Source organism: Streptomyces sp. UW30 (genome assembly GCF_008042075.1).
Lineage (GTDB): Bacteria > Actinomycetota > Actinomycetes > Streptomycetales > Streptomycetaceae > Streptomyces.
Map to the genome: position 1 here is coordinate 518,404 of NZ_RDBN01000037.1, position 22,554 is coordinate 540,957.

Genomic DNA, 22,554 nt, shown 5'->3' on the forward strand with positions numbered 1-22,554 from the left:
CCCGCGCCAGGGCCGCCGTGACCAGCGCCTCCAGCTCCGAGGCGCCCGGCGCCTGGTCCCAGGAGTCGAGGGACGGGTTGAGGGTGGAGACGGCCAGGTCGGCGGCGSCGGCGTCCGGCTCGTCCACGGGGCCAACGCACACCACTCGCTGCCGCGTGCCGCCTGGCTGCTCGGGCTGGCCGAGCCCGTCGTCGTGCCCGCCCCGGCCGGCGCCCTCGATCCCGCCGCCCTGGACGAGGCGCTCACCGAGTTGCCCGGCCCACATCTCGTCGCCGCCACCGCCGGCACCACCGACGCCGGGATCATCGACCCCCTCCCCGAGATCGCGGCCCTGTGCGCGGCCCACGGCGCCCGGCTCCACGTGGACGCCGCCTACGGCGGTGGCCTGCTCTTCAGCGACCGCTACCGCGACCGGCTGACCGGCCTCGACACCGCCGACACCGTCACCCTCGACCTGCACAAACTCGGCTGGCAGCCCGTCGCCGCGGGTCTCCTCGCCGTCCGTGACCCGGGCGATCTCACGGTGCTCCACCACCGCGCCGACTACCTCAACGCCGACGACGACACCGACGCGGGCCTGCCCGACCTGCTCGGCCGATCCCTGCGCACCAGCCGCAGGCCCGACGCCCTCAAGATCGCCGTCACCCTCAAGACCCTCGGCCGCAGCGGCCTCGGCCGGCTGGTCGAGCGAGTCTGCGACAGCGCCCGCGAGTTCGCCGCCCTCGTCGACGACCACCCCGGCTTCGAGCTCCACGACCGGCCCACCCTCAGCACGGTCCTGTTCCGGCCCGCACACGCCACCGACGACGCCGTCGCGGCCGTACGCCGAAGGCTCCTCACCGAAGGCCGAGCCGTCCTGGGCCGGGCCCGCACGGACGGGCGCCTGTGGTTGAAGGTGACCCTCCTCAACCCCCTGACGCGCCCGGACGACCTGGCCGCCCTGCTGAAACTTGTGGAAGGAAACACCCCCGGATGAGTCCGCAGTCGAACCTCCCTGCCAACCCGCAGCCGGGCGCCCCGCGCCAGGACCCCGACACCCCCCGCGACCTCGTCGGCATCGGCATCGGTCCCTTCAACCTGTCGCTTGCCGCCCTCGCCCAGCCGCTCGCCGAACTGGACGCCGTCTTCTACGAACAGCGCTCCGCCTTCTCCTGGCACCCGGGGCTGCTCATCGACGGCTCCCGCGTCCAGGTCCCCTTTCTCGCCGACCTGGTGACGCTCGCCGACCCCGCCAGCCCCTGGTCGTTCCTCAACTACCTCAGGCACCGCGACCGGCTCTTCCCCTTCTACTTCGCCGAGCGCTTCCACATCCAGCGCGCCGAGTACGACGCCTACTGCCGCTGGGTCTGCGAGAACCTCTCGGGGCTGCGCTTCGGTCACCAGGTCGACGCGGTCCGCTTCAACCCCGAACGCGACGTCTTCGAGGTCGACTTCACCCAGATCGCGCCCGACGGAGAGGTCGAGGCGCTCGGGCGCACCTACGCCCGCAACATCGTCCTCGGCATCGGCACCGAGCCGTACGTCCCGGACCCGCTGCGGCCCCTCGTCGAGGCGCCCGCCGTGCCCGTGATCCACGCCGCCGACTACCTCGACCACCGCGAGACACTGCTCGCCGCCGACCACATCACCGTCATCGGCTCCGGACAGTCGGGCGCCGAGATCTTCCTGGACCTGCTCCGACGCCGCCCCGCCGGGCGGGAGAAGCTGCACTGGCTCGGCCGTAGCGAGGCCTTCGCGCCGATGGAGTACTCCAAGCTCGGTCTGGAGCAGTTCACCCCCGACTACACCCGCTACTTCCACGCCCTGGCCGAGCCGGTCCGCGACAAGCTGGTCGCCTCCCAGTGGCAGCTCCACAAGGGAATCGACGCCGCCACCCTCGGCGCCATCCACGACGAGCTCTACCGCCGCACCCTGCACGGCGGCTGGCCCGAAACCGTGCTCACCCCGGGGGTCCGCGTCCGCACCGCCGGCCGGATCGCCACGACCAAGGTCGAGCTCCACCTGGAGCACATCCACCAGAACACCCGCTCACGCATGACCACCGACGCGGTCGTCCTGGCCACCGGCTACCGCGAGCGCTCGCTGGACCGCATCCTTGCCGGCCTCGACCCCTACATGCGCCGCGACAGCCGCGAACGCCCCCGGATCGACGACCAGTACCGCATGGTCATGGACCCGACGGTCAGCGGCTCCGGCTGCAACGTCTACGTCCAGAACGCCGAACGTCACACCCATGGCGTCGGCGCCCCGGACCTCGGCCTCGCGGCCTGGCGCAGCGCCGGGATCCTCAACTCCGTGACCGGCAAGGAGACTTACGCCCTCCCCGGTCGTACGGCGTTCACCACCTTCGGGCTAGAACAGCGGCCCCGGATCCCGGCTGCGCGCAAGGCACCGGTGCTCACCCCGCTGGTCGAGAGGCGGTAGGACGGCCCGCACAGTCCCTCCCGTCACTTCGGTAACAGCCCCGGCGGACAGCTGTGCGATCGGCGTGAAGAATCGTGGAAGGGGACGCGCAAAAGGCCACGTGCATATCCCCTTTCTCTCCCCTCTGCCCGGGCCCGCTGATACCTTCCGGTTCATGCGGGGATCGGTCTGCTGGAGCTGTCGGCTGCGGCATCCTCGCTGCTCGACGGGCTGCGCTCCCCTCCCGGCCATTTCTGGAAAACGCATATATGCGATCACCGGGAATGGCCGATTTTCGTCGCCGCCGAATTACCTCGCCCCTGCGCCAGAAAACCGAGAGGAGGAAGAAATCCATGACCACTCCCACCCTCAAATGCCCCCGCTGCCAAGCGGACAACGATCGCGACTACCGCACCTGCGCCAACTGCGGCACGCCCTGGCGGCCCGCCGCCGTCAGGTGGGGCGGGACGTCCTCCTCGCCGTACTGCTGCTGATCGTGGTGATCATGCTGCCGATCACCTTCGGCACGGCGATCATCCTGGGCTGGCTCGTGGCCTGGGTCATCGTCGCCGTCGAGTCCCTCTCGGTGCACTACGGCGTGGTCTCCAAGCAGCTCAGCCGCGAGAACTTCGCCCCGGACAAGGCCCCGCAGCCGGCCGGCGCCGAGAACCGGCGGCGCATCGAGGAGATCGAGCGGCGCGACCGGGGCAACGTCGTGGTCTCCTCGATGTACACCCCCTTCGTCGGGTACGGGCAGACGACGAGCACCTGGTCGTTCGCACTCGACACAGCGAGCCCCCAAGAGGGCAAGCAGGTCGTGCCGTTCACCGTGCACGAGCTCAACGACCATCTCGCCGCCCGGGTCGGGGACCTGAAGCTGCCCGGCGTCCACGTCGAGAACCTGCTCCTGGTCAACGGCAAGGACCTCCAGTACGAGGTGGACGAGCGCACCCGCTCCGAACTGCTGCCGGACCACGCCGGACCGCCCGGCGCGAGAGTCTCCACGGACCTCCTGCACGAGCTGCGCGAGGACGGCAAGGGCCGGGCCCGCCCGTATCTCGCGATCCGGGTCACCGGCTGGAGCGGCGAACTCGCCATCACCTTCTTCCTGCGGTGCGCGCTGCTGTCCGACCGCAAGATGCTCTTCATCGAGGGCAGCAGTTCCCTGCTCGCCCCGGTGCGCGAGCGCTACCGCATCGCGGACCGGCTGCTCGACTCGCCGACCTTCCGGCAGTGGTGGGCCCTGGTGGCCCAGGCCGGCCTGCGCGCCCCGCTCCTGCTGGTCGGGTCGCCCTTCTCGGTCATCGCGGGCCTGTTCTCGCCGTTCATCCAGCACGGCAAGCAACGCCGTCAGGCACAGGAGATCCGCCACCGTGCCTTCGACTACGGAGCGTCCTTCAGCATCAGGGACGCGGCCAGCGACCAGCTCTACTACCGCTACTTCCAGCAACTCGACCGGGAGCTGTACGCCAAGACGGTCGAACACCGCGTCCTGGACGCCCTGGTGGAGTTCCTGGAGGAGCACGACATCGACACCAACGAACTGATGCAACGTCAGACCACCATCTACAACACCGGCTTGTACGCGGGCGGCGACGTGAACCTCCACGGCTCCGCCGTCGGGGTGGGTGGCAGCGTGGCCGGAGTCTTCCGGCGCGGTCAGGCGGCAGGAGCCCCGGGCCAGCCGGCGCAGGCCGGCCGGCCCGCCGCCGCGCCGCCCGCGAACCGAGGAAGGTGACGACATGTCAGACACGGGCGCCGGCAACAACAGCGGCATCCAGGCCGGCGGCGACATCCGCATCGACGGCAGCGCGGTCGCCGTCAACCGCTCGACCGCCACCACCGGCACCCCGGCCGACGCCGACCGCGAGGCGGCCGTCGCCGAACTGCGGGCCGCGGCACGGCTGCTGCTCGAACAGGTACGCACTCACCAGGGCGAGTACGAGGACGGCGAGGAACTCGTCGAGGCCGCCGAGCGTGTCGAGGCCGAACTCGCCCAGGACGAGCCCCGCCGGGGCGTCCTGCTGCGTTGGCTCGGCTTCCTCGCCCCCGGCGTGGCGGCCACGGCCGCCGTCGCGGGCGATGTGGCGGCCATTCAGGACAGCGTGACGAGCCTGTTCTGAGCGGAGGGGAAGGCCGGCGGCCGGTCCGCCGTCGGCCTTCCCCGCCCGGCACTAGAAGACGGGCGTACCGTCGCGCGTCAGCTTCCAGTCCACCGACGCGAAGTTCTTCGGGTCCAGCACGCCCTTCGCGGTCACCCACTCCGCGATCCGGGTGCGGATCTCCGTCGACTCCGACCACAGCTCCTGCGCCGCCGCGACATGCGGGAACGCGCCACCGCCGTTGGCCCGGTAGTTGTTCACCGCGAACACGAACTTCTGGGCGTCGTCCAGGGCGGCACCGTTGTAGGCCAGCTTCTTGATCCGCGAACCCGCCGCCTGCGCGACGTCGATCTCGTACGACAGCCCGGACACGTAGTCGTAGTTGTAGTCGGGGCGGTTGTTCGCGTTCGTCAGCTTGTCCACGTCGACGGTCACGTCGGCGGCGGTCTGCACGAAGTACTCGGCCGAGTACTCCAGGTACGCCTTGATCTGCGCGCCCGTCATCAGCTTCGCGACCAGCGTGTTGTCGTACACGTACAGGCTCGACAGATCCCGGATCGTCACCTCGCCGGCGGGGATCTCCGAGGTGCGCGAGAACGGGGAGGCCTGTGCGATGACGGGCAGCGCGGCGTACTCCGTGCCCGCCAGCGCCGCCTTCACCACGTCCTCCTGGACCTTGGTGATCAGGTCGATGATCGGGGCGTCCTTGTAGCGGGCCTCGACCGTGGTCAGCGCCTCGGTGGCGGTGCCGACGACCTGGTTGACGTAGGTGACGACCTTGTCGTGCTCGTCCTTCAGCAGCTTGGTGATCTTCGGGTCGTCGGCGACCGTGTTGGAGTTGAGCACCGACGCCGCGACCTTCTCGACCGTCCAGCGGCCCTTGGCGAAGGTCAGCTCGATGTCGAACAGCGACAGGCGCTCGGCGAAGCACAGCGGCTCGGAGAGGACGACGGTCTTCCCGGTCTTGGCGTTGGTGACCTTCAGCTCCGGGATCTCCACGTGCGCGTGGCCGACCAGGATCGCGTCGATGTCCGGCACCTGCTGCGCCACCAGCGCCGCCGAGTTCTCGATGTACGGCAGCTGGTCCCCGTAGGACGACGTGCCCGAGGAGCCGGAGTGCGCCGAGACGATCACCACGTCCGCGCCCATCGCCTTCAGCTTCGGCACCCACTTCGCCGCCTGCTCCTCCAGGCCCGGGAAGGTCAGCTTGCCCTGTACATAGGCCTTGTCCCAGATCGCGATGCCCGGGTTGGTCAGACCGAGGACGGCGACCTTCACGGGCGGGGCACCCTGCACGCGGAACTTCTTGATGAAGTACGGCGGGAAGGCGGGCTTCAGCGTCTTCGCGTCCAGCGCGTTCGCACCCAGCAGCGGGAAGCGGCACTGCTCCTCGAACTTGCGCAGCGTCTCGATGCCGTAGTTGAACTCGTGGTTGCCGAGCGCCACCGCGTCGAAGCCGATGGCGTTCATCGCCTGCGCCATCGGGTGCACGGGGCCGCCCTTGGCGGTGATCGGGTCCACCTTGGCGTAGTAGTACGTCAGCGGGGTGCCCTGGATCGTGTCGCCCGCGTCGATGAGCAGCGTGTTGCGCCGGCCCCGCTCCGCACGGATCTCGTTCACCAGCGTCGAGACCCGGGCCAGGCCCTGCGCGTTGCCCTTGGCGTCGGTGTACTCCGCGTTCTTGAAGTAGTCCCAGTTGAAGACGTGACCGTGCAGATCGGTGGTGCCCATGACGGTCAGCGAGTACCGCTTCTCGCACTTCTTCGTCGCCGTCGTGGCCGCCGCAGACTCCGCAGCCTCCGCCACCGGAGCCACCGCACCGGCGAGTGCCACCCCCGCTCCGGTCACGGCGGACTTCTTCAGGAACTTCCGGCGGTTCAACGGCATGAGTGCTTCTCCCGAGCGAATGGTCAACAACGCGCGTAGATTCTGACCTGCCCATGGCGAGTCGCAACAGACCCTGCAGGTTTCGATCTGGTGACCCAGGGGGGCCGTAACCAAGCAAGCGATGACAGAGTGGGACGTATGACCGTGCCTTCAGAGGAACTTCAGCCGGCCGTCCCCTACGGCACCCCCGACGCCCCGCGCATCGCCGTCCGCGGCGAGGCCCGACTGGAGGTCGACCCCGAGATCGCCCGCATCGGCGTCACCGTCGCCTCCCGCGGCAAGGACCGCCGCGCCGCCCTCGACGACCTCACCCGCCGCAACGCCGCCGTCCTCGACCTCATCAAGACCTACGGCGACGCGGTCGAGCGCCTGGAGACCGGTGCCTTCTCCATCAGCCCCGAATTGAAGGACAAGGGCCGCGGCGAGCGCGTCCACGCCTACCACGGCCGCGTCCACATCACAGCCGTCCTCACCGACTTCACCGCGCTCGGCGAACTGACCACCCGCCTGGCCGACTTGGATCTCACCCGCGTGGACGGCCCCTGGTGGGCCCTGCGCCCCGACTCGCCGGCCCATCGGGAGGCGCGGCAGCAGGCGGTACGGGAAGCCGTGCAGCGCGCCCGGGAGTACGCGGAGGCGCTGGGGACCTCCCTGGCGGCGCTGGTGGAGCTCGCCGACATCGGCGCGGAGAACGCTCCGCCGCCCTATCCGCAGGCCCCCGGCGGCCGGATGCGCTCCATGGCCTACGGCGCCGCGGAGGACGCCGCCGCGGCCCCGCTCGATCTCGAACCCCAGCGGCAGCACGTCCAGGCCCAGGTCAACGCGCGCTTTACGATGACGCCGCCGCGGCTGTGAATTAGCTCGGCGGGGTGCCTTTCGAACGCTCATCGGAGCACCCCTCCGCACAATTCAACACTTGTCAATATCCCTTCACGCAACGGTTGTTGAGTGGTCATGCTGGACCAATTCTCTACCCGCCGGTAAGTCATAGAGTCGAAACATGCGCCGAGCAAAAATCGTCTGCACCCTGGGCCCCGCCACCGACTCGTACGACCAGATAAAGGCACTGGTCGACGCCGGAATGGACGTCGCCCGATTCAACCTCAGCCACGGCGGCCACGCCGACCACGAGGAGCGCTACCAGCGCGTGCGGAAGGCCTCCGACGAGACCGGCCGCAGCGTCGGCGTCCTCGCCGACCTTCAAGGTCCGAAGATCCGCCTCGGCCGCTTCGTCGAAGGACCTGTACTCCTTGAACGCGGAGACACCTTCACCATCACCGTCGAGGAGGGCGCGGAGGGCGACCGCCACCAGTGCGGCACCACCTACTCCGGCCTCGCTGCCGACGTCAGCGCCGGCGAGCGCATCCTCGTCGACGACGGCAAGGTCTGCCTGGAGGTCACCTCCGTCGACGGCCCGCGCGTGAACACCACCGTCGTCGAGGGCGGCATGATCTCCGACAGCAAGGGACTCAACCTCCCCGGCGTCGCGGTCTCCGTCCCCGCGTTGTCCGAGAAGGACGAGGCCGACCTGCGCTGGGCGCTGCGCACCGGCTTCGACGTCATCGCCCTGTCCTTCGTCCGCTCCGGCCGCGACATCGAGGACGTCCACCGCATCATGGACGAGGAGGGCCGCCGCCTTCCGGTCATCGCCAAGGTGGAGAAGCCGCAGGCCGTCGAGGCGATCGACGACATCGTGGCCGCCTTCGACGGCATCATGGTCGCCCGCGGCGACCTGGGCGTGGAGATGCCGCTGGAGCAGGTCCCGATCGTCCAGAAGCGCGCGATCAAGCTGGCGAAGCGCAACGCCAAGCCGGTGATCGTGGCGACGCAGATGCTCGACTCGATGATCGAGAACTCCCGCCCGACGAGGGCGGAGGCGTCGGACGTGGCCAACGCCGTCATCGACGGCACCGACGCGGTGATGCTGTCCGGCGAGACCAGCGTCGGCAAGTACCCCATCGAGACGGTCCGGACGATGGCGAAGATCGTCGAGGCGGCCGAGGAGGACATCCTCGCCAAGGGCCTCCCGCCGCTGACCGAGCGCAACAAGCCCCGCACCCAGGGCGGCGCGGTCGCCCGCGCGGCGGCCGAGATCGGCGACTTCCTGGGCGCCAGGTTCCTGGTCGCCTTCACGCAGTCCGGCGACACGGTCCGCCGCCTCTCCCGCTACCGCTCGCCCATCCCCCTCCTGGCGTTCACCCCCGAACCGGCCACGCGCTCACAGCTGAACCTGACGTGGGGCGTGGAGACGTTCCTCGGCCCGCACGTGGACTCCACGGACGCGATGGTCGACCAGGTCGACGAACTCCTCCTGAAATACGGCCGCTGCAAGAAGGGCGACGTCGTCGTCATCACCGCGGGCTCGCCTCCCGGGGTGTCGGGTTCGACGAACCTGGTCCGCGTGCACCACATCGGCGAGGACGACAGTCCCAAGTAGCAGACGAAGGGCCCTTCTTCGGCATTGAGGAAGGGCCCTTTGCAACAAAAAGCGGATGTTCACGAGAGCGTGAACATCCGCTTTGTTATGGCGACCTTGGAAACCAAGGAAAAGTGCCCCGAGTCGGATTCGAACCGACGCTGTATGGGTTTTGAATCCATTGCCTCTTCCGCTGGGCTACCGGGGCCCCTTCAATATGAAGGTTGGTGGTTACCCGCCGTGCCCCCACCTTACAGCAGCTGGGTAGGCTCTTGTCAGCAGCACCCATGCCCCTGAACGAGGAGCCCCCGTGACCGCCCCCGAGTCGCCCCAGCCCGTAGACGCGCCCGACGACGACAAGTCGCACGTGCCTCCGCTGACGACCCGTGTCTCTTTGCTGCTTCGGGTACGTCAGCCCTTGGCGGCCTGCTTCAAGAAGGCCGAGGATGCGTCCCGCGCCCGGGCCATGGAACTCCTGGAGTTCACCGGTCTCGCCGCCAAGGCCGACCACCTCGCCCGCAACCTGCCCTACGGCGAACAGCGCAAGCTGGAGKTCGCCCGCGAGCACAAGCCTGACCTTGTCATCCTCGACGTGAAGATGCCCAAGCTGGACGGTATCTCCGCCGCCGAGAAGATCGCCGAGGAGAGCATCGCCCCGGTGCTGATGCTGACCGCGTTCTCGCAGCGCGACCTCGTCGAGCGCGCCCGGGACGCCGGCGCCATGGCCTACCTGGTGAAGCCGTTCAGCAAGAGTGACGTCGTGCCGGCGATCGAGATGGCCGTCTCGCGCTTCACCGAGCTGAAGGAGCTGGAGAAGGAGGTCGCCGACCTCACCCTGCGCCTGGAGACACGCAAGCTCGTGGACCGGGCGAAGTCCATCCTCCAGACCGAGTACGGGCTGACCGAGCCGGCCGCGTTCCGGTGGATCCAGAAGACGTCCATGGACCGCCGGATGTCGATGCAGCAGGTCGCCGAGGCCGTCATCCAGGACGCCGACGAGAAGAAGGCCGCCAAGGGCTGACGTACCCGAAGCAGCAAAGAGTGAGGCCCGTGCCCCTGACCGGGGGGCACGGGCCTCACTCGTGGGTGTCCGGGCGATCAGTCCTCGCCCAGGTACGCCTTCCGCACGGACTCGTCGTGCAGGAGGTCCTGCCCGCTGCCCGAGAGGACGATCTTGCCGACCTCCATGACATGGCCGTGATCGGCCAGGGAGAGCGCGGCCTGGGCGTTCTGCTCGATGAGCAGGATGGTGGTGCCCTGGGACTTGAGCTCCTTGATGGTGGACATGATCTTCTGCATCATGATCGGCGACAGACCCATGGAGGGCTCGTCGAGCATGAGCAGCTTCGGCCGGGACATCAGCGCCCGACCCATGGCGAGCATCTGCTGCTCACCGCCGGAGAGGGTGCCCGCGGCCTGCTTGCGGCGCTCTCCGAGGATGGGGAACAGGTCGTAGGCGCGCTTGATGTCCTTCTCGATCGCCTCTTTGTCGGTGCGCAGGAACGCGCCGAGGCGGAGGTTGTCCTCGATCGTCATGCGGGGGAAGATGTGCCGCCCCTCGGGGGAGTGGGCGAGCCCCAGCGAGACGACCTTGTGCGCGGGGACCTTCTTCAGCGACTTGCCGTCGAACTTGATCTGTCCGGACAGCGGCTGGAGGAGACCCGACAGGGTGCGCAGGGTGGTGGTCTTGCCGGCGCCGTTGGTGCCGATGAGGGTGACGACCTCGCCCGCGTTCACCTTGAACGAGATGCCCTTGACGGCCTCGATCTTGCCGTAAGCGACCCTGAGGTCCTCGACCTCGAGCAGTGCGGTCACTTGTCGTCCCCTTCCGTGCTGCTCTGCGCCTCGGCGGCCTCGACCTCGGCGGCTTCCGCGGCGCCGGGCTCGCCCTCGAAGGGCGTGCCCAGGTAGGCGGCGATGACGCGCTCGTCGGCCTGGACGACCTCGGCGGGGCCCTCGACGATCTTCTCGCCCTGGACCAGCACGGCGACCCGGTCGCAGAGGTTCATGATGAACCGGATGTCGTGCTCGATGACGAGGACGGCGATGCCCTGGTCCCGGATGGCGAAGATGAGTTCCTCGGCCGCCCGGGTCTCCTGCGGGTTCATACCGGCGGTCGGCTCGTCGAGGAGGAGCAGACCGGGCTCGCTCGCAAGCGCCCGGGCGATCTCCAGCTTGCGCTGTTCGCCGTAGGGCAGGTTGCGGGCGAGGTGGTCGGCCTTGGCGGCGAGACCGGTGAACTCCAGGAGTTCCATGGCCCGGGCGCGGGACGCATCCTCGGCCTTCTTGAAGCCGGGCAGGCGCAACAGGGCCGACCAGAGGCCTTCCTTGGTGCGGGTGTGCCGTCCGACCAGCACGTTCTCCAGAACGGTCATGTTGGCGAAGAGCCGGATGTTCTGGAACGTACGGGCGATGCCGGCCTGGGTGACCAGGTGCGGCTTGGGCGGCAGGACGGTGCCCTTGTAGGCGACCTTGCCCTCGGTCGGGATGTACAGACCGGTGAGGCAGTTGAAGAAGGTCGTCTTGCCGGCGCCGTTGGGGCCGATGAGGCCGACGATCTCGCCGCTGTTGACGGTGAGGTTCACGTCGCGCACGGCGGTCAGGCCGCCGAAGCGCATGGTGACGCCGGTGGCGTCGAGCACCGTGGTGGTGGCGGGTGCGGTGGTGGTCGTGGTCATGGCGGTCACGCCCCTGCCTTCGCGACGCCGGTCGCGCCTTCGGGCAATGGCTTGTCCTCCGGTACGTCGAGCTGTCCGGTCTCGTGGAATTCGAGCTGCTTCCTGCGGTCGGCGACCAGGCCCTCGGGGCGGAAGCGCATCAGCAGCATCAGCGCGATGCCGAAGAGCAGCAGCTGGTACTCCGCCATGAACTGGAGCTTGGCCGGGATCAGGTAGAGCAGCGCGGCGCCGATCAGCGGGCCGCTGATGGTGCCCATGCCGCCGAGGATGACGGCGGCGAGCAGGAAGGCCGAGTTCGGCGGCACGGAGCCGGCGAACTGGTACTGCTCGGGGGTGACGCTGTAGGACACGTGCGACTGGACGGTGCCGGCGAGGCCGGCGAGGGACGCGCCGAGCGCGAACGCGAGGAGCTTGAGGCGGAAGCCGTTGATGCCCATCGCGGTGGCGGCGGTCTCGTCCTCGCGGATGGCGACCCAGGCGCGGCCGATGCGGGATTCCGCCGAGCGGCGGAAGACCAGGACGACGATGGCCGTGCACGCCAGCATCAGCAGGTAGTAGTTGCCGGACCGGGTGAGTTCGGTGCCCAGGACGTTGTGCGGCAGCCCGAGGTTGAACCCGAAGATCTCCAGGTCCGGGATGTTGGGGATGCCGTTGGAGCCGTTGGTGACGTCCGGTCCGCTGTTGCCGTTCAGGTTGTTCATGGTGATGCGGAAGATCTCACCGAAGCCGAGCGTCACGATGGCGAGGTAGTCGCCGCGCAGTCGCAGGGTCGGGGCACCGATGACCACGCCGAAGATCAGCGAGGCGGCGGCGCCGGTGAGGACCGCGGCCCAGAACGGGAACTCGACGCCGATGCTGGACTGCGGGGAGCCGGAGACCAGGGCGGCGGCGTAGGCGCCGACGCCGAGGAAGGCGACGTATCCGAGGTCGAGCAGGCCGGCGAGGCCGACGACGACGTTGAGGCCCAGCGCGACCGTGGCGAAGATCAGGATGTTCGCGCCGATGAGGGCGAACTGATCGTTGCTCTGGGTGAAGGGGAAGCAGATCGCCGCGACGAAGGCGGCGGACATGGCCACGTTGCGGTGCTTGGCGGTGAGTCCCGAGAGCCGCTTGAGGAGGCCCGCCCGGGTCACGGCGGTGAAGCCGAAGGCCGTGACGATCAGGAAGCCGATGAACAGCTCGGAGTACTCGGTGCCGATACCGAACGCGAAGACGTACAGGCCGACGCCGAAGCCGGCGGCGATGATCAGGATCTCCACCCAGGAGGGCAGGTCCTTGGCAGGGCCGGGGTCGGGTGCGGTGAGCGAGTGGCGGATGCGGCCCCAGAGGTTCGGGGTCGGGTCCGCCGCGCTGTAGGGCTGGTCGACGGGGAGGCCGAGGGCGCCGATCACGGCGACGAGCGCGCCGATGCCGGAGACCCAGGCGCCGGGCTCCAGGTTGACCAGGCCGCCGAGCTCCTGGGTGATCGCGCCCATGGCGTAGCCCGTGGTGCCGAACACGCCGAGGGCGGCGAGCAGGACGGGGCTGTTCTTGCCGCCGGGGGTGAGCCAGCCCAGGCCGCGGATGCCGTAGCCGGAGAGGGCGAACAGCAGCGTGAGCACGGAGCCGAAGAGGGTGAGGATCTGAAGGCCGCCCGGGTAGCCGGTGACCGTCAGGTTGCCCGGGAACTCCTCGGTCCAGGTCCAGGCGAGGAAGGTGCCTATGAGGGCGAAGGCGGAGCCGGCGACGGTCAGTCCGCGTGCCGCGACCTGCGGCAGCGGGATGATCGGGGTGGCCGGCGCGGTGGACACCTTGGCGGTGTCGGTGCTCTTGTCCATGGGGATCTCGGTGGTCATGGGTATCACGCCCGATCCGCGACGCGTTCGCCGAGCAGACCTTGTGGCCTGAACAGCAGGACGAGGATGAGGAGGGCGAACGCCCACACGTCCTTCCAGGCGCCGCCGCCGAAGAGGTCCATGCCGGGGATGTCGCCGATGTAGCCGGTGGCGAGGGACTCGGCGACGCCGAGCACCACACCGCCGAGCATGGCGCCGTAGATGTTGCCGATACCGCCGAGCACGGCTGCCGTGAAGGCCTTGAGGCCCATCAGGAAGCCCATGCGGAAGCCGACCTGACCGTTCTTGAGGCCGTAGGCGACGGCGGCGATGGCGGCGAACGCGGCACCGATGGCGAACGCCATCACGATGATGCGGTCGGTGTTGATGCCCATCAGCTTGGCCGTGTCGGGGTCCTGCGCGGTGGCCTGCATGCCGCGGCCGGAGCGCGTCTTGTTGACGAAGAGGCCCAGGGCGATCATGCACAGCGGGGCGGCTATGAGAACGAAGAGGTCACCGCGCTGGATGTTGGCGCCCAGGATGTCGATGGGGCCGCCTTCGAACTGCGGGAAGGGGTGGTCCTTCTTCGCGTCCGGGTACCACATCCACACGGCCTGCTGCAGGACGATGGACAGGCCGATGGCCGTGATGAGGGGTGCCAGCCGTGGCGCGGTGCGCAGTGGCCGGTAGGCGAAGCGTTCCGCCGCCGTGCCGACGGCGACCGAGACGAGGACGCCACCGATGATCATGAGGGGGACTGCAGCCCCGAGGCCGAAGCCCTCGGGGAGTACCAACCAGACGGTGAGGGCCCCGAAGCCCCCGACCATGAAGATCTCGCCGTGGGCGAAGTTGATGAGCTGGACGATGCCGTAGACCATCGTGTAGCCGATCGCGATGAGTCCGTACATCGCGCCGAGGATGAGTCCATTGGCCAGCTGTTGCGGCAGTTCGTTCACCGCAGGGCCTCCGTGGAGTGGTTCGGATATGGCGCCGCGCGGGAGCGCTGATGGGCGATCCCGCGCGGCCTGGATCAATGTGTGTTCTGTGGAGTGCTCTTACTCGTCCTCTGCTAGCCCAGCTTGGGCTCGCCGCTGAACTCCGGCGCCCACGCGTTGCTCTTGACCTTGTACGCGGTCATCGTGTGGTTCGTGGTGTCACCGAACTCGTCGAACGAGATGGTGCCGGTGACGCCGTCGAACTTGACCTTCGCCATGGCGTCCAGGACAGCCTTGCGGCCCTCGGACGGAACCTTGCCGTCGTTGCCCTCGACCGCCAGCTTGACGGCCTCGATGATCGACCAGGTGGCGTCGTAGGTGAGGCCGCCGTACGCCTCGTAGGCGTCCTCGTAGCCCGCCGCCTCGTAGTCCTTGATGAACGTCTTGGCGGAGTCGAGCTGCTCGACCGGCTTGCCCACGGAGGTCGCGAGGTCGCCCTCGGCCTTCTTGTTCAGCTTCGGGAACTCGCCGGAGTAGATGCCGTCGCCGCCCATGAGCGGGATCTTCTGGCCGCTGTCCTTGAGCTGCTGGCTCAGCGGACCGGCGGCCGGGTACTCGCCGCCGTAGTACAGGGCCTGGGCGCCGGTCTTCTTGATCTTGGCGACCACGGCGTTGAAGTCACGGTCGTCGGGGTTGATGTGGTCGCTGCCGACGATCTGACCACCGAACTTGGTGAAGTTCGCCTTGAAGGAGGCGGCGAGGCCGGCTCCGTAGGTCTTCTGGTCGTCGATCAGGTAGACCTTCTTGAGCTTCGCCTGGTTGTACAGGTAGTCCGCCGCGAAGGCACCCTGGATCTCGTCCGTGGTGGCCGTACGGAAGAAGGTCTTGAACTGGCGGACCGAGTCGCCGGTCTTCCAGCCGTCGCCCTGGGTCAGCTCGGTGCCGGTGTTCGCCGGGGAGACCTGGGTCAGGCCGGCGTCGCTGAACGGCTTCTGCATCTGCTGCGACACGCTGGAGTTCAGCGGGCCGACGACGCCGAGGACGTCCTTGTCGCTGATGAACTTCTGGGCGTTCTGCTGGCCCACGGAGGGCTGCGCCTGGTCGTCGAGGGCTTCGATCTTGAACTCGACGCCCTTGACGTACTCCTGCTTGTTGGCCGTCTTGGCGGCGAGGTCGGCGGAGTTCTTGATGCCGAGGCCGAGGGCCGACAGGTCGCCGGTCAGCGGAGCGTCGACACCGATCACAACCGTGGTCTTGTCGCCGTTGCTGCTGCCGCCGTCGTCGTCACGCGACCCACAAGCCGTGAGTGTCAGCGATCCCGCCGCGAGCGCGGCGGTTATGGCGATGATCGAACGTTGACGCACGAATCAGGTCCTTTCCCTGGCACGGCGGCTCCCCATGGAACTCGCCGAGTCGAGCGCTGGGCCGAAGTGACTTCGAATCCGATGGCGCGGTGACTGGCGGTGACTCTAAGCGCGGGTGGGGAACATGGAGGAGGTTCTGACCAAGGCTGTGACGCTCTTGTTATGACACGGGGTAACGCAGAGCGGTACTCCATGGGGGGAAGAGCGGATTTCCGGCCGATTCGCCCTGTCCACATTGTGAGAACTCGCAGCGTTCGCGCGTAGCTTCTTCACGAGTGTTCACGCGTTTTGGTGATTACCGAGGTTGTTGCTGGAGGCTACCAGGGGGTCTCGGCCGCCTTGTGCGAAAGACGGTGACTGCGGGCGAACTGTCGGTTCGCATTGCACCCGTATTACGCAGCGTTACGACTGTGAAAGGTGTTCGGCCGTCCCCGGCTTTTCGTGCATGGGGCATCGAAAAGTGGAATTGGGGATTGCTCACTCAGCCCCATGGACCTCCGGTCGGCTCGCCGTTGCGGTACCGCTCCTCGCACAACTCGCGGGCCCTGCGGTCGATCAGGCGGTCCGCCGCACGCGCGTCCGCGCGCTCGCGCTCGGCCCGTGCGCCGTCCACGACCTTGCGCAGGATCTCGTACTGGCCGTCGGACAGGCCCATCGACTGGTAGTCGCCGTACGTGTCGCCGGTCAGGGACCGGCGTGCCCAGTACCCGACGATGTGCGCGCACAGCTGCGCGGGCGCAGTCGCCGACGGGGAGGGGGAGTTGGTGCTCGCCCGGGGCTCGGGTGCGTCGCCCCGGGTGCCCGGCTCACCGCAGCCGGCCGCCAATACGGCGGCCAGCAGCGCCGGTCCGAGCGCGGCCCCCTTGCGGCGGGGTCCTCCCGTCGTCATGCCCCGACGTTATGCCGTCGGGCGCCGACGTTTCAACGGCCGCGAAGAGCAAGGGGGTTGTGGTCACGCCCGCGTCGTCGGGACGTCGGCGTCAGTTCGCCGACCGGAGGTGCTCCCCGTCGCCCGGCTTCACGTCGCGCAGCAGGCAGGTGAGCCGTGCGCTGCACACCCGTCGCCCCTCCTCGTCGCTGATCACGATCTCGTACGTCGCCGTCGAGCGGCCCTGGTGCAGCGGTGTGGCCACGCCCGTGACGAGGCCGGAGCGCACGCCCCGGTGGTGGGTGCAGTTGAGGTCGACGCCGACCGCGATCTTGGAGGTGCCGGCGTGCAGCATCGACCCGACCGACCCGAGCGTCTCCGCGAGCACCGCGGACGCGCCGCCGTGCAGCAGCCCGTAAGGCTGCGTGTTCCCCTCCACCGGCATGGTCCCGACGACCCGCTCCGCGGACGCCTCCACGATCTCCACGCCCATGCGCGTACCGAGGTGCCCGGCGGAGAACAGGGCCGGCAGGTCGACACCGAGCGCGGCGTACTCGTCGATGACGTCCTGCGGGAACTTCACGTGCTGCTGCTCGCCCATGGGTCCGGCTCCGTTTCGTGGTGCTCAGTCGCTCGTCCAGCTCGTCGACTGAGCAAACGCTCAGTCGGTCGCCGATTGTTCCAGACGTACGACGACGGACTTGCTGGCCGGGGTGTTGCTGGTGTCCGCGGTGGCGTCCAGCGGCACCAGCACATTGGTCTCCGGGTAGTACGCGGCCGCGCAGCCGCGGGCCGTCGGATAGTGCACGACCCGGAAGCCCGGCGCCCGCCGCTCGACGCCGTCCTTCCACTCGCCGACCAGGTCGACGTACGAGCCGTCGGCGATGTTCAGCCGCTGGGCGTCCTCGGGGTTGACCATGACGACCCGGCGGCCGTTCTTGATCCCCCGGTAACGGTCGTCGAGGCCGTAGATCGTGGTGTTGTACTGGTCGTGCGACCGCAGGGTCTGCAGCAGCAGCCGGCCCTCCGGAACCTCCGGGTACTCGACCGGGGCCGCGGTGAAGTTGGCCTTGCCGGTCGCCGTCGGGAAGCGGCGCTCGTCGCGCGGGGCGTGCGGGAGCGTGAAGCCGCCGGGGTGGGCCACGCGCGCGTTGAAGTCCTCGAAGCCCGGGATCACGCGCGCGATGCGGTCGCGGATCGTCGCGTAGTCCTTCTCGAACTCCTCCCAGGGCGTGAGGCTGCCCTCGCCGAGCACGCGGCGTGCCAGGCGGCACACGATCGCCGGCTCGGACAGCAGGTGCGTGCTCGCGGGCTCCAGGCGGCCGCGGGAGGCGTGCACCATGCCCATCGAGTCCTCGACGGTCACGAACTGCTCGCCGCTGCCCTGGAGATCACGCTCGGTGCGGCCCAGCGTCGGCAGGATCAGCGCGCGGGCGCCCGTGACCGCATGGCTGCGGTTGAGCTTCGTCGACACGTGCACGGTCAGCCGGGCACGCCGCATCGCCGCCTCGGTGACGTCCGTGTCGGGCGTCGCGGCCACGAAGTTGCCGCCCATCGCGAAGAAGACCTTCGCCTCGCCGTCGCGCAGCGCGCGGATGGCCCGTACGACGTCGAAGCCGTGCTCGCGCGGGGGCGCGAAGCCGAACTCCTTCTCCAGGGCGTCCAGGAAGGCCGGGGCGGGCCGCTCGAAGATGCCCATCGTGCGGTCGCCCTGCACGTTCGAGTGGCCGCGCACCGGGCACACTCCCGCGCCCGGGCGGCCGATGTCGCCGCGCAGCAGAAGGAAGTTGACGACCTCGCGGATCGTCGGCACCGAGTGCTTGTGCTGGGTGAGGCCCATCGCCCAGCACACGATGGTGCGCCGGGAGGCGAGGATCATCGCCATGGCCTTGTCGATGTCCGCGCGCGTGAGGCCGGTCGCCGTCAGGGTCTCGTCCCAGTCCGCGGCGCGGGCGGCCTCGGCGAACTCCTCGTAGCCGTGGGTGTGGTCGCGCACGAACTCCTCGTCGACCGCGCCCTCGGTCTCGAGGATCAGCTTGTTGAGGAGGCGGAAGAGGGCCTGGTCGCCACCGATGCGGATCTGGAGGAACAGGTCGGTGAGCGCGGCGCCCTTGAGCATGCCCTGCGGGGTCTGCGGGTTCTTGAAGCGCTCCAGGCCTGCCTCGGGCAGCGGATTGACCGTGATGATCTTCGCGCCGCTCGCCTTGGCCTTCTCCAGGGCGGAGAGCATGCGCGGGTGGTTCGTGCCCGGGTTCTGTCCGGCGACGATGATCAGCTCGGCCTTGTACAGATCGTCGAGCAGGACGCTGCCCTTGCCGATGCCGATGGTCTCGGTGAGGGCCGACCCGGACGACTCGTGGCACATGTTGGAGCAGTCCGGCAGGTTGTTCGTGCCGAGCTCGCGCGCGAAGAGCTGGTAGAGGAACGCGGCCTCGTTGCTGGTGCGGCCGGAGGTGTAGAAGACGGCCTCGTCGGGGGAGCCGAGGGCCGTGATGTCCTCGCCGATGATGTCGAAGGCGCGCTCCCAGGACACCGGCTCGTAGTGCGTGGCGCCCTCGGGGAGATACATGGGGTGGGTGAGCCGCCCCTGCTGCCCCAGCCAGTAGCCGCTCCTGGTCGCGAGGTCCGTGACGGAGTGCGCGGCGAAGAACTCCGGGGTGACCCGGCGCAGGGTGGCCTCCTCGGCCACCGCCTTCGCGCCGTTCTCACAGAACTCCGCCTTGTGCCGGTGGTCCGGCTCCGGCCAGGCACACCCCGGGCAGTCGAAGCCGTTCTTCTGGTTCACGCTCAGCAACGTCAGCATGGTGCGCTTCACGCCCATCTGCTGCTGTGCGATGCGCAAGGTGTGCCCGATGGCCGGCAACCCCGCCGCCGCATGCTTCGGCTCGGCGACCTGCGGCGCGTCCTGAACCGGATCACCCTTGGGCGGCTTGGTGGCCATCGCGCACTCCTCTTCATGTACACGTGTGAGCTACATCGCCGATCCTCGCATGCGGGACGGACGACGCGGCGGGGGGTTCCGGCACCTGGGACACCCCACCCCCACGGGGCCGCACCCCCGATGGGGACCGAGTGTCAGTGGGGCGTGGCAGGATCGGGGGCGTGGCAGAGACAGCATCGAAGAAGACCGACAGCAACCCCGGGGACAGCCGGCCCCGCCTGATGCTCATGGACGGGCACTCGCTGGCCTACCGCGCGTTCTTCGCGCTCCCCGCGGAGAACTTCACGACCGCGACGGGCCAGCCGACGAACGCGATCTACGGCTTCGCGTCGATGCTGGCCAACACCCTGCGCGACGAGGCGCCCACGCACTTCGCCGTGGCCTTCGACGTGTCCCGCAAGACCTGGCGCTCCGCGGAGTTCACGGAGTACAAGGCGAACCGCTCCAAGACCCCGGACGAGTTCAAGGGCCAGGTCGAGCTGATCGGCGAGCTCCTCGACGCGATGCACGTCTCGCGCTTCGCGGTCGACGGCTTCGAGGCCGACGACGTGATCGCCACCCTCGCCACCCAGGCCGAGGCCGACGGCTTCGACGTGCTGATCGTCACCGGCGACCGGGACTCCTTCCAGCTGGTCAGCGATCACACCACGGTGCTGTACCCGACCAAGGGCGTCTCCGAGCTGACCCGCTTCACCCCGGAGAAGGTCGTCGAGAAGTACGGACTGACGCCCGCCCAGTACCCCGACTTCGCGGCCCTGCGCGGCGACCCGTCCGACAACCTGCCGGGCATCCCGGGCGTCGGCGAGAAGACCGCCGCGAAGTGGATCAACCAGTTCGGTTCGTTCGCGGAGCTGGTCGAGCGCGTCGAGGAGGTCAAGGGCAAGGCAGGGCAGAACCTGCGCGACCACCTGGAGGCGGTCAAGCTCAACCGCCGGCTCACCGAGCTGGAGCGCGCCGTCGAGCTGCCCAAGACCGTCACCGACCTCGCCCGTGAGCCGTACGACCGCAAGGCTGTCGCGTTGGTCCTGGACACCCTGGAGATCAGGAACCCGTCCCTGCGCGAGCGGCTCTTCGGCGTCGACCCCGGCGCCGAGGAGGCCGAGGCCACCCCGATCGCCACCGAGGGCGTCGAGCTGGACGGCTCGGTGCTCGGCACCGGCGAGCTGGGCCCCTGGCTCACCGAGCACGGCGGCGGGCTCCTCGGCGTCGCCACCGTCGACACCTGGGCGCTCGGCGCCGGCTCGGTCGCCGAGGTCGCGCTCGCGGCGGCGGACGGCACGGCCGGCTGGTTCGACCCGTCGCAGCTGGACGAGGCCGACGAGAAGGCGTTCGCGGCCTGGCTGGCCGACGCCGCCAAGCCGAAGGTCTTCCACAACGCCAAGGGCGCGATGCGCGTCTTCGCGGAGCACGGCTGGAGCATCGAGGGCGTGCGCATGGACACCGCGCTCGCCGCCTACCTGGTCAAGCCGGGCCGCCGCTCCTTCGACCTGGACGCGCTGTCCCTGGAGTACCTGCACCGCGAGCTTTCCCCGGCCGCCGCGGCCGACGGCCAGCTGGCCTTCGGCGCGGACGACGGCGCCGAGGCCGAGGCGCTGATGATCCAGGCCCGCGCGGTCCTGGACCTGGGCGAGGCCTTCGAGAGCCGCCTGGAGGAGGTCGGCGCCGCGGATCTGCTCCGTGACATGGAGCTGCCGACCTCGGCCCTGCTGGCCCGCATGGAGCGGCACGGCATCGCGGCCGACCGGGCCCACCTCGAGGCCATGGAGCAGATGTTCGCGGGCGCCGTGCAGCAGGCCGTGAAGGAGGCGCACGCGGCCGCCGGGCACGAGTTCAACCTGGGCTCGCCCAAGCAGCTCCAGGAAGTCCTCTTCGGCGAGCTGGCCCTGCCCAAGACGAAGAAGACGAAGACGGGCTACACGACGGACGCCGACGCCCTGGCCTGGCTGGCCGGCCAGACCGACAACGAGCTGCCGGTCATCATGCTCCGCCACCGCGAGCAGGCGAAGCTGCGCGTCACCGTCGAGGGCCTGATCAAGACGATCGCGTCGGACGGCCGTATCCACACCACCTTCAACCAGACGGTGGCCGCGACGGGCCGCCTGTCCTCGACCGACCCGAACCTGCAGAACATCCCGGTCCGCACCGACGAGGGCAGGGCGATCCGCCGGGGCTTCGTCGTCGGCGAGGGCTTCGAGTCCCTGATGACCGCGGACTACAGCCAGATCGAACTGCGCGTGATGGCCCACCTGTCCGAGGACGAGGGCCTCATCGAGGCGTTCACCTCGGGCGAGGACCTGCACACCACGGCCGCCTCACAGGTGTTCGCCGTGGAGCCGGCCGCGGTGGACGCGGAGATGCGCCGCAAGATCAAGGCGATGTCGTACGGCCTGGCCTACGGTCTGTCGGCCTTCGGCCTCTCGCAGCAGCTGAACATCGACGCGGGCGAGGCCCGCGCCCTGATGGACGCCTACTTCGAGCGCTTCGGCGGAGTCCGGGACTATCTGCGCCGCGCGGTCGACGAGGCACGGGCGACGGGCTACACGGCCACGCTCTTCGGCCGCCGCCGCTATCTCCCCGACCTCAACAGCGACAACCGCCAGCGCCGTGAGGCGGCCGAGCGCATGGCCCTCAACGCCCCCATCCAGGGCACGGCGGCGGACATCGTCAAGATCGCCATGCTCCATGTGGACCGGGCCCTGCGCGAGGAGAACCTCACCTCCCGCATGCTCCTCCAGGTCCACGACGAAATCGTCCTGGAAGTGGCCCCCGGCGAACGCGAGGCGACCGAGGCGGTGGTCCGCCGGGAAATGTCCAACGCGGTCCACCTCAACGTCCCCCTGGGCGTCTCGGTCGGATCGGGCCCGGACTGGGAGTCGGCAGCGCACTAGCCTGCCGGCGGCAGAGCGCGACGTGATGCCGGGCGGGCTGTTCAACCCCGCCCGGCATGAGCGCCCCCAGGGGCGCGGGGAACTGCGCGACCGGCCCGGAACCACCCGCAGCCCCGAACGGACAACCACCGGGCAGACGCCAGGGACCCGGCGAAACCCCGGAAGGGCCCGTCACTCACGTGGCCCCCGCAAAAGCGCCGCAGGCGACCCGCGCCCGTAAAGATGCGGTCATGGGTATACGCACGCTCCACCGCCGGA

Annotated in this window: 16 protein-coding genes, 1 tRNA gene and 1 pseudogene; 8 read left to right on the forward strand and 10 right to left on the reverse strand. The window is 69.2% G+C overall.

From position 1 onward, the window contains the following. Positions 1-103: 103 nt before the first annotated feature. The 4 genes and pseudogenes from EAO75_RS20970 to EAO75_RS20985 form a co-directional block, all read left to right on the forward strand. A pseudogene (locus EAO75_RS20970) lies at positions 104-976 on the forward strand (pyridoxal phosphate-dependent decarboxylase family protein); the annotation flags it as partial. After that, positions 973-2,424 carry a lysine N(6)-hydroxylase/L-ornithine N(5)-oxygenase family protein gene (locus EAO75_RS20975; protein WP_147996600.1) on the forward strand — a complete coding sequence of 484 codons (1,452 nt, stop codon included), beginning with the start codon at positions 973-975 and terminating at the stop codon, positions 2,422-2,424. The pseudogene EAO75_RS20970 and the gene EAO75_RS20975, both read left to right, overlap by 4 nt. A 352-nt stretch (positions 2,425-2,776) precedes the next feature. Continuing rightward, positions 2,777-4,141, forward strand: coding sequence for a hypothetical protein (locus tag EAO75_RS20980; RefSeq protein ID WP_261989368.1), 1,365 nt, complete (start codon positions 2,777-2,779; stop codon positions 4,139-4,141). A 4-nt stretch (positions 4,142-4,145) separates the two neighbouring features. Further along, on the forward strand, positions 4,146-4,526 hold the full coding sequence (locus tag EAO75_RS20985) for a hypothetical protein (RefSeq protein WP_147996601.1): 381 nt from the start codon (positions 4,146-4,148) through the stop codon (positions 4,524-4,526). Positions 4,527-4,577: 51 nt separating this feature from the next. Here the strand turns inward: EAO75_RS20985 and EAO75_RS20990 are convergent, their stop codons facing one another. After that, a complete protein-coding gene (locus EAO75_RS20990) occupies positions 4,578-6,392 on the reverse strand; it encodes a bifunctional metallophosphatase/5'-nucleotidase (RefSeq protein ID WP_147996602.1) in 1,815 nt (604 codons plus the stop codon). Between the two features lie 138 nt (positions 6,393-6,530). Here EAO75_RS20990 and EAO75_RS20995 point away from each other — a divergent pair, with 138 nt between their 5' ends. After that, a complete protein-coding gene (locus EAO75_RS20995; protein WP_147996603.1) occupies positions 6,531-7,247 on the forward strand; it encodes an SIMPL domain-containing protein in 717 nt (238 codons plus the stop codon). 145 nt (positions 7,248-7,392) lie between these two features. After that, positions 7,393-8,829: a pyruvate kinase gene (pyk, locus tag EAO75_RS21000; protein ID WP_147996604.1), complete on the forward strand. Its 1,437-nt coding sequence runs from the start codon at positions 7,393-7,395 to the stop codon at positions 8,827-8,829. Between the two features lie 114 nt (positions 8,830-8,943). Here the strand turns inward: pyk and EAO75_RS21005 are convergent. Beyond that, positions 8,944-9,016 (reverse strand) — tRNA-Leu (locus tag EAO75_RS21005). 102 nt (positions 9,017-9,118) lie between these two features. On the opposite strand from EAO75_RS21005, the gene EAO75_RS21010 reads away from it, so the two are divergent. Then, positions 9,119-9,829, forward strand: coding sequence for an ANTAR domain-containing protein (locus EAO75_RS21010; RefSeq protein WP_147996605.1), 711 nt, complete (start codon positions 9,119-9,121; stop codon positions 9,827-9,829). Between the two features lie 77 nt (positions 9,830-9,906). On the opposite strand, the gene EAO75_RS21015 is transcribed toward EAO75_RS21010, so the two are convergent. The 8 genes from EAO75_RS21015 to EAO75_RS21050 all read right to left on the reverse strand — a co-directional run bounded on the left by EAO75_RS21015 (position 9,907) and on the right by EAO75_RS21050 (position 19,408). Next, on the reverse strand, positions 9,907-10,623 hold the full coding sequence (locus EAO75_RS21015) for an ABC transporter ATP-binding protein (protein ID WP_147996606.1): 717 nt from the start codon (positions 10,621-10,623) through the stop codon (positions 9,907-9,909). After that, positions 10,620-11,486, reverse strand: coding sequence for an ABC transporter ATP-binding protein (locus EAO75_RS21020; protein ID WP_147996607.1), 867 nt, complete (start codon positions 11,484-11,486; stop codon positions 10,620-10,622). Before EAO75_RS21020 ends, EAO75_RS21015 begins: the two co-directional genes overlap by 4 nt. A gap of 5 nt (positions 11,487-11,491) precedes the next feature. Next, positions 11,492-13,303 carry a branched-chain amino acid ABC transporter permease gene (locus EAO75_RS21025; RefSeq protein ID WP_147997997.1) on the reverse strand — a complete coding sequence of 604 codons (1,812 nt, stop codon included), beginning with the start codon at positions 13,301-13,303 and terminating at the stop codon, positions 11,492-11,494. Positions 13,304-13,326: 23 nt separating this feature from the next. Then, the gene (locus EAO75_RS21030) at positions 13,327-14,256 is read right to left on the reverse strand and encodes a branched-chain amino acid ABC transporter permease (protein WP_147996608.1); all 930 of its coding nucleotides are present in this window, start codon (positions 14,254-14,256) and stop codon (positions 13,327-13,329) included. 113 nt (positions 14,257-14,369) lie between these two features. Then, positions 14,370-15,599, reverse strand: coding sequence for a branched-chain amino acid ABC transporter substrate-binding protein (locus tag EAO75_RS21035; RefSeq protein ID WP_410092465.1), 1,230 nt, complete (start codon positions 15,597-15,599; stop codon positions 14,370-14,372). Positions 15,600-16,080: 481 nt separating this feature from the next. Continuing rightward, on the reverse strand, positions 16,081-16,488 hold the full coding sequence (locus EAO75_RS21040) for a hypothetical protein (RefSeq protein WP_147996609.1): 408 nt from the start codon (positions 16,486-16,488) through the stop codon (positions 16,081-16,083). A gap of 91 nt (positions 16,489-16,579) precedes the next feature. Further along, positions 16,580-17,068 carry a hotdog fold thioesterase gene (locus tag EAO75_RS21045; RefSeq protein WP_147996610.1) on the reverse strand — a complete coding sequence of 163 codons (489 nt, stop codon included), beginning with the start codon at positions 17,066-17,068 and terminating at the stop codon, positions 16,580-16,582. Positions 17,069-17,128: 60 nt separating this feature from the next. Continuing rightward, positions 17,129-19,408, reverse strand: a complete 2,280-nt coding sequence (locus tag EAO75_RS21050) for an FdhF/YdeP family oxidoreductase (RefSeq protein WP_147996611.1) — start codon at positions 19,406-19,408, stop codon at positions 17,129-17,131. Positions 19,409-19,569: 161 nt separating this feature from the next. Here EAO75_RS21050 and polA point away from each other — a divergent pair, with 161 nt between their 5' ends. Continuing rightward, entirely contained in the window at positions 19,570-22,296 is a 2,727-nt protein-coding gene (gene polA / locus EAO75_RS21055; protein ID WP_147996612.1) for a DNA polymerase I, read from the forward strand. Positions 22,297-22,554: the final 258 nt, after the last annotated feature.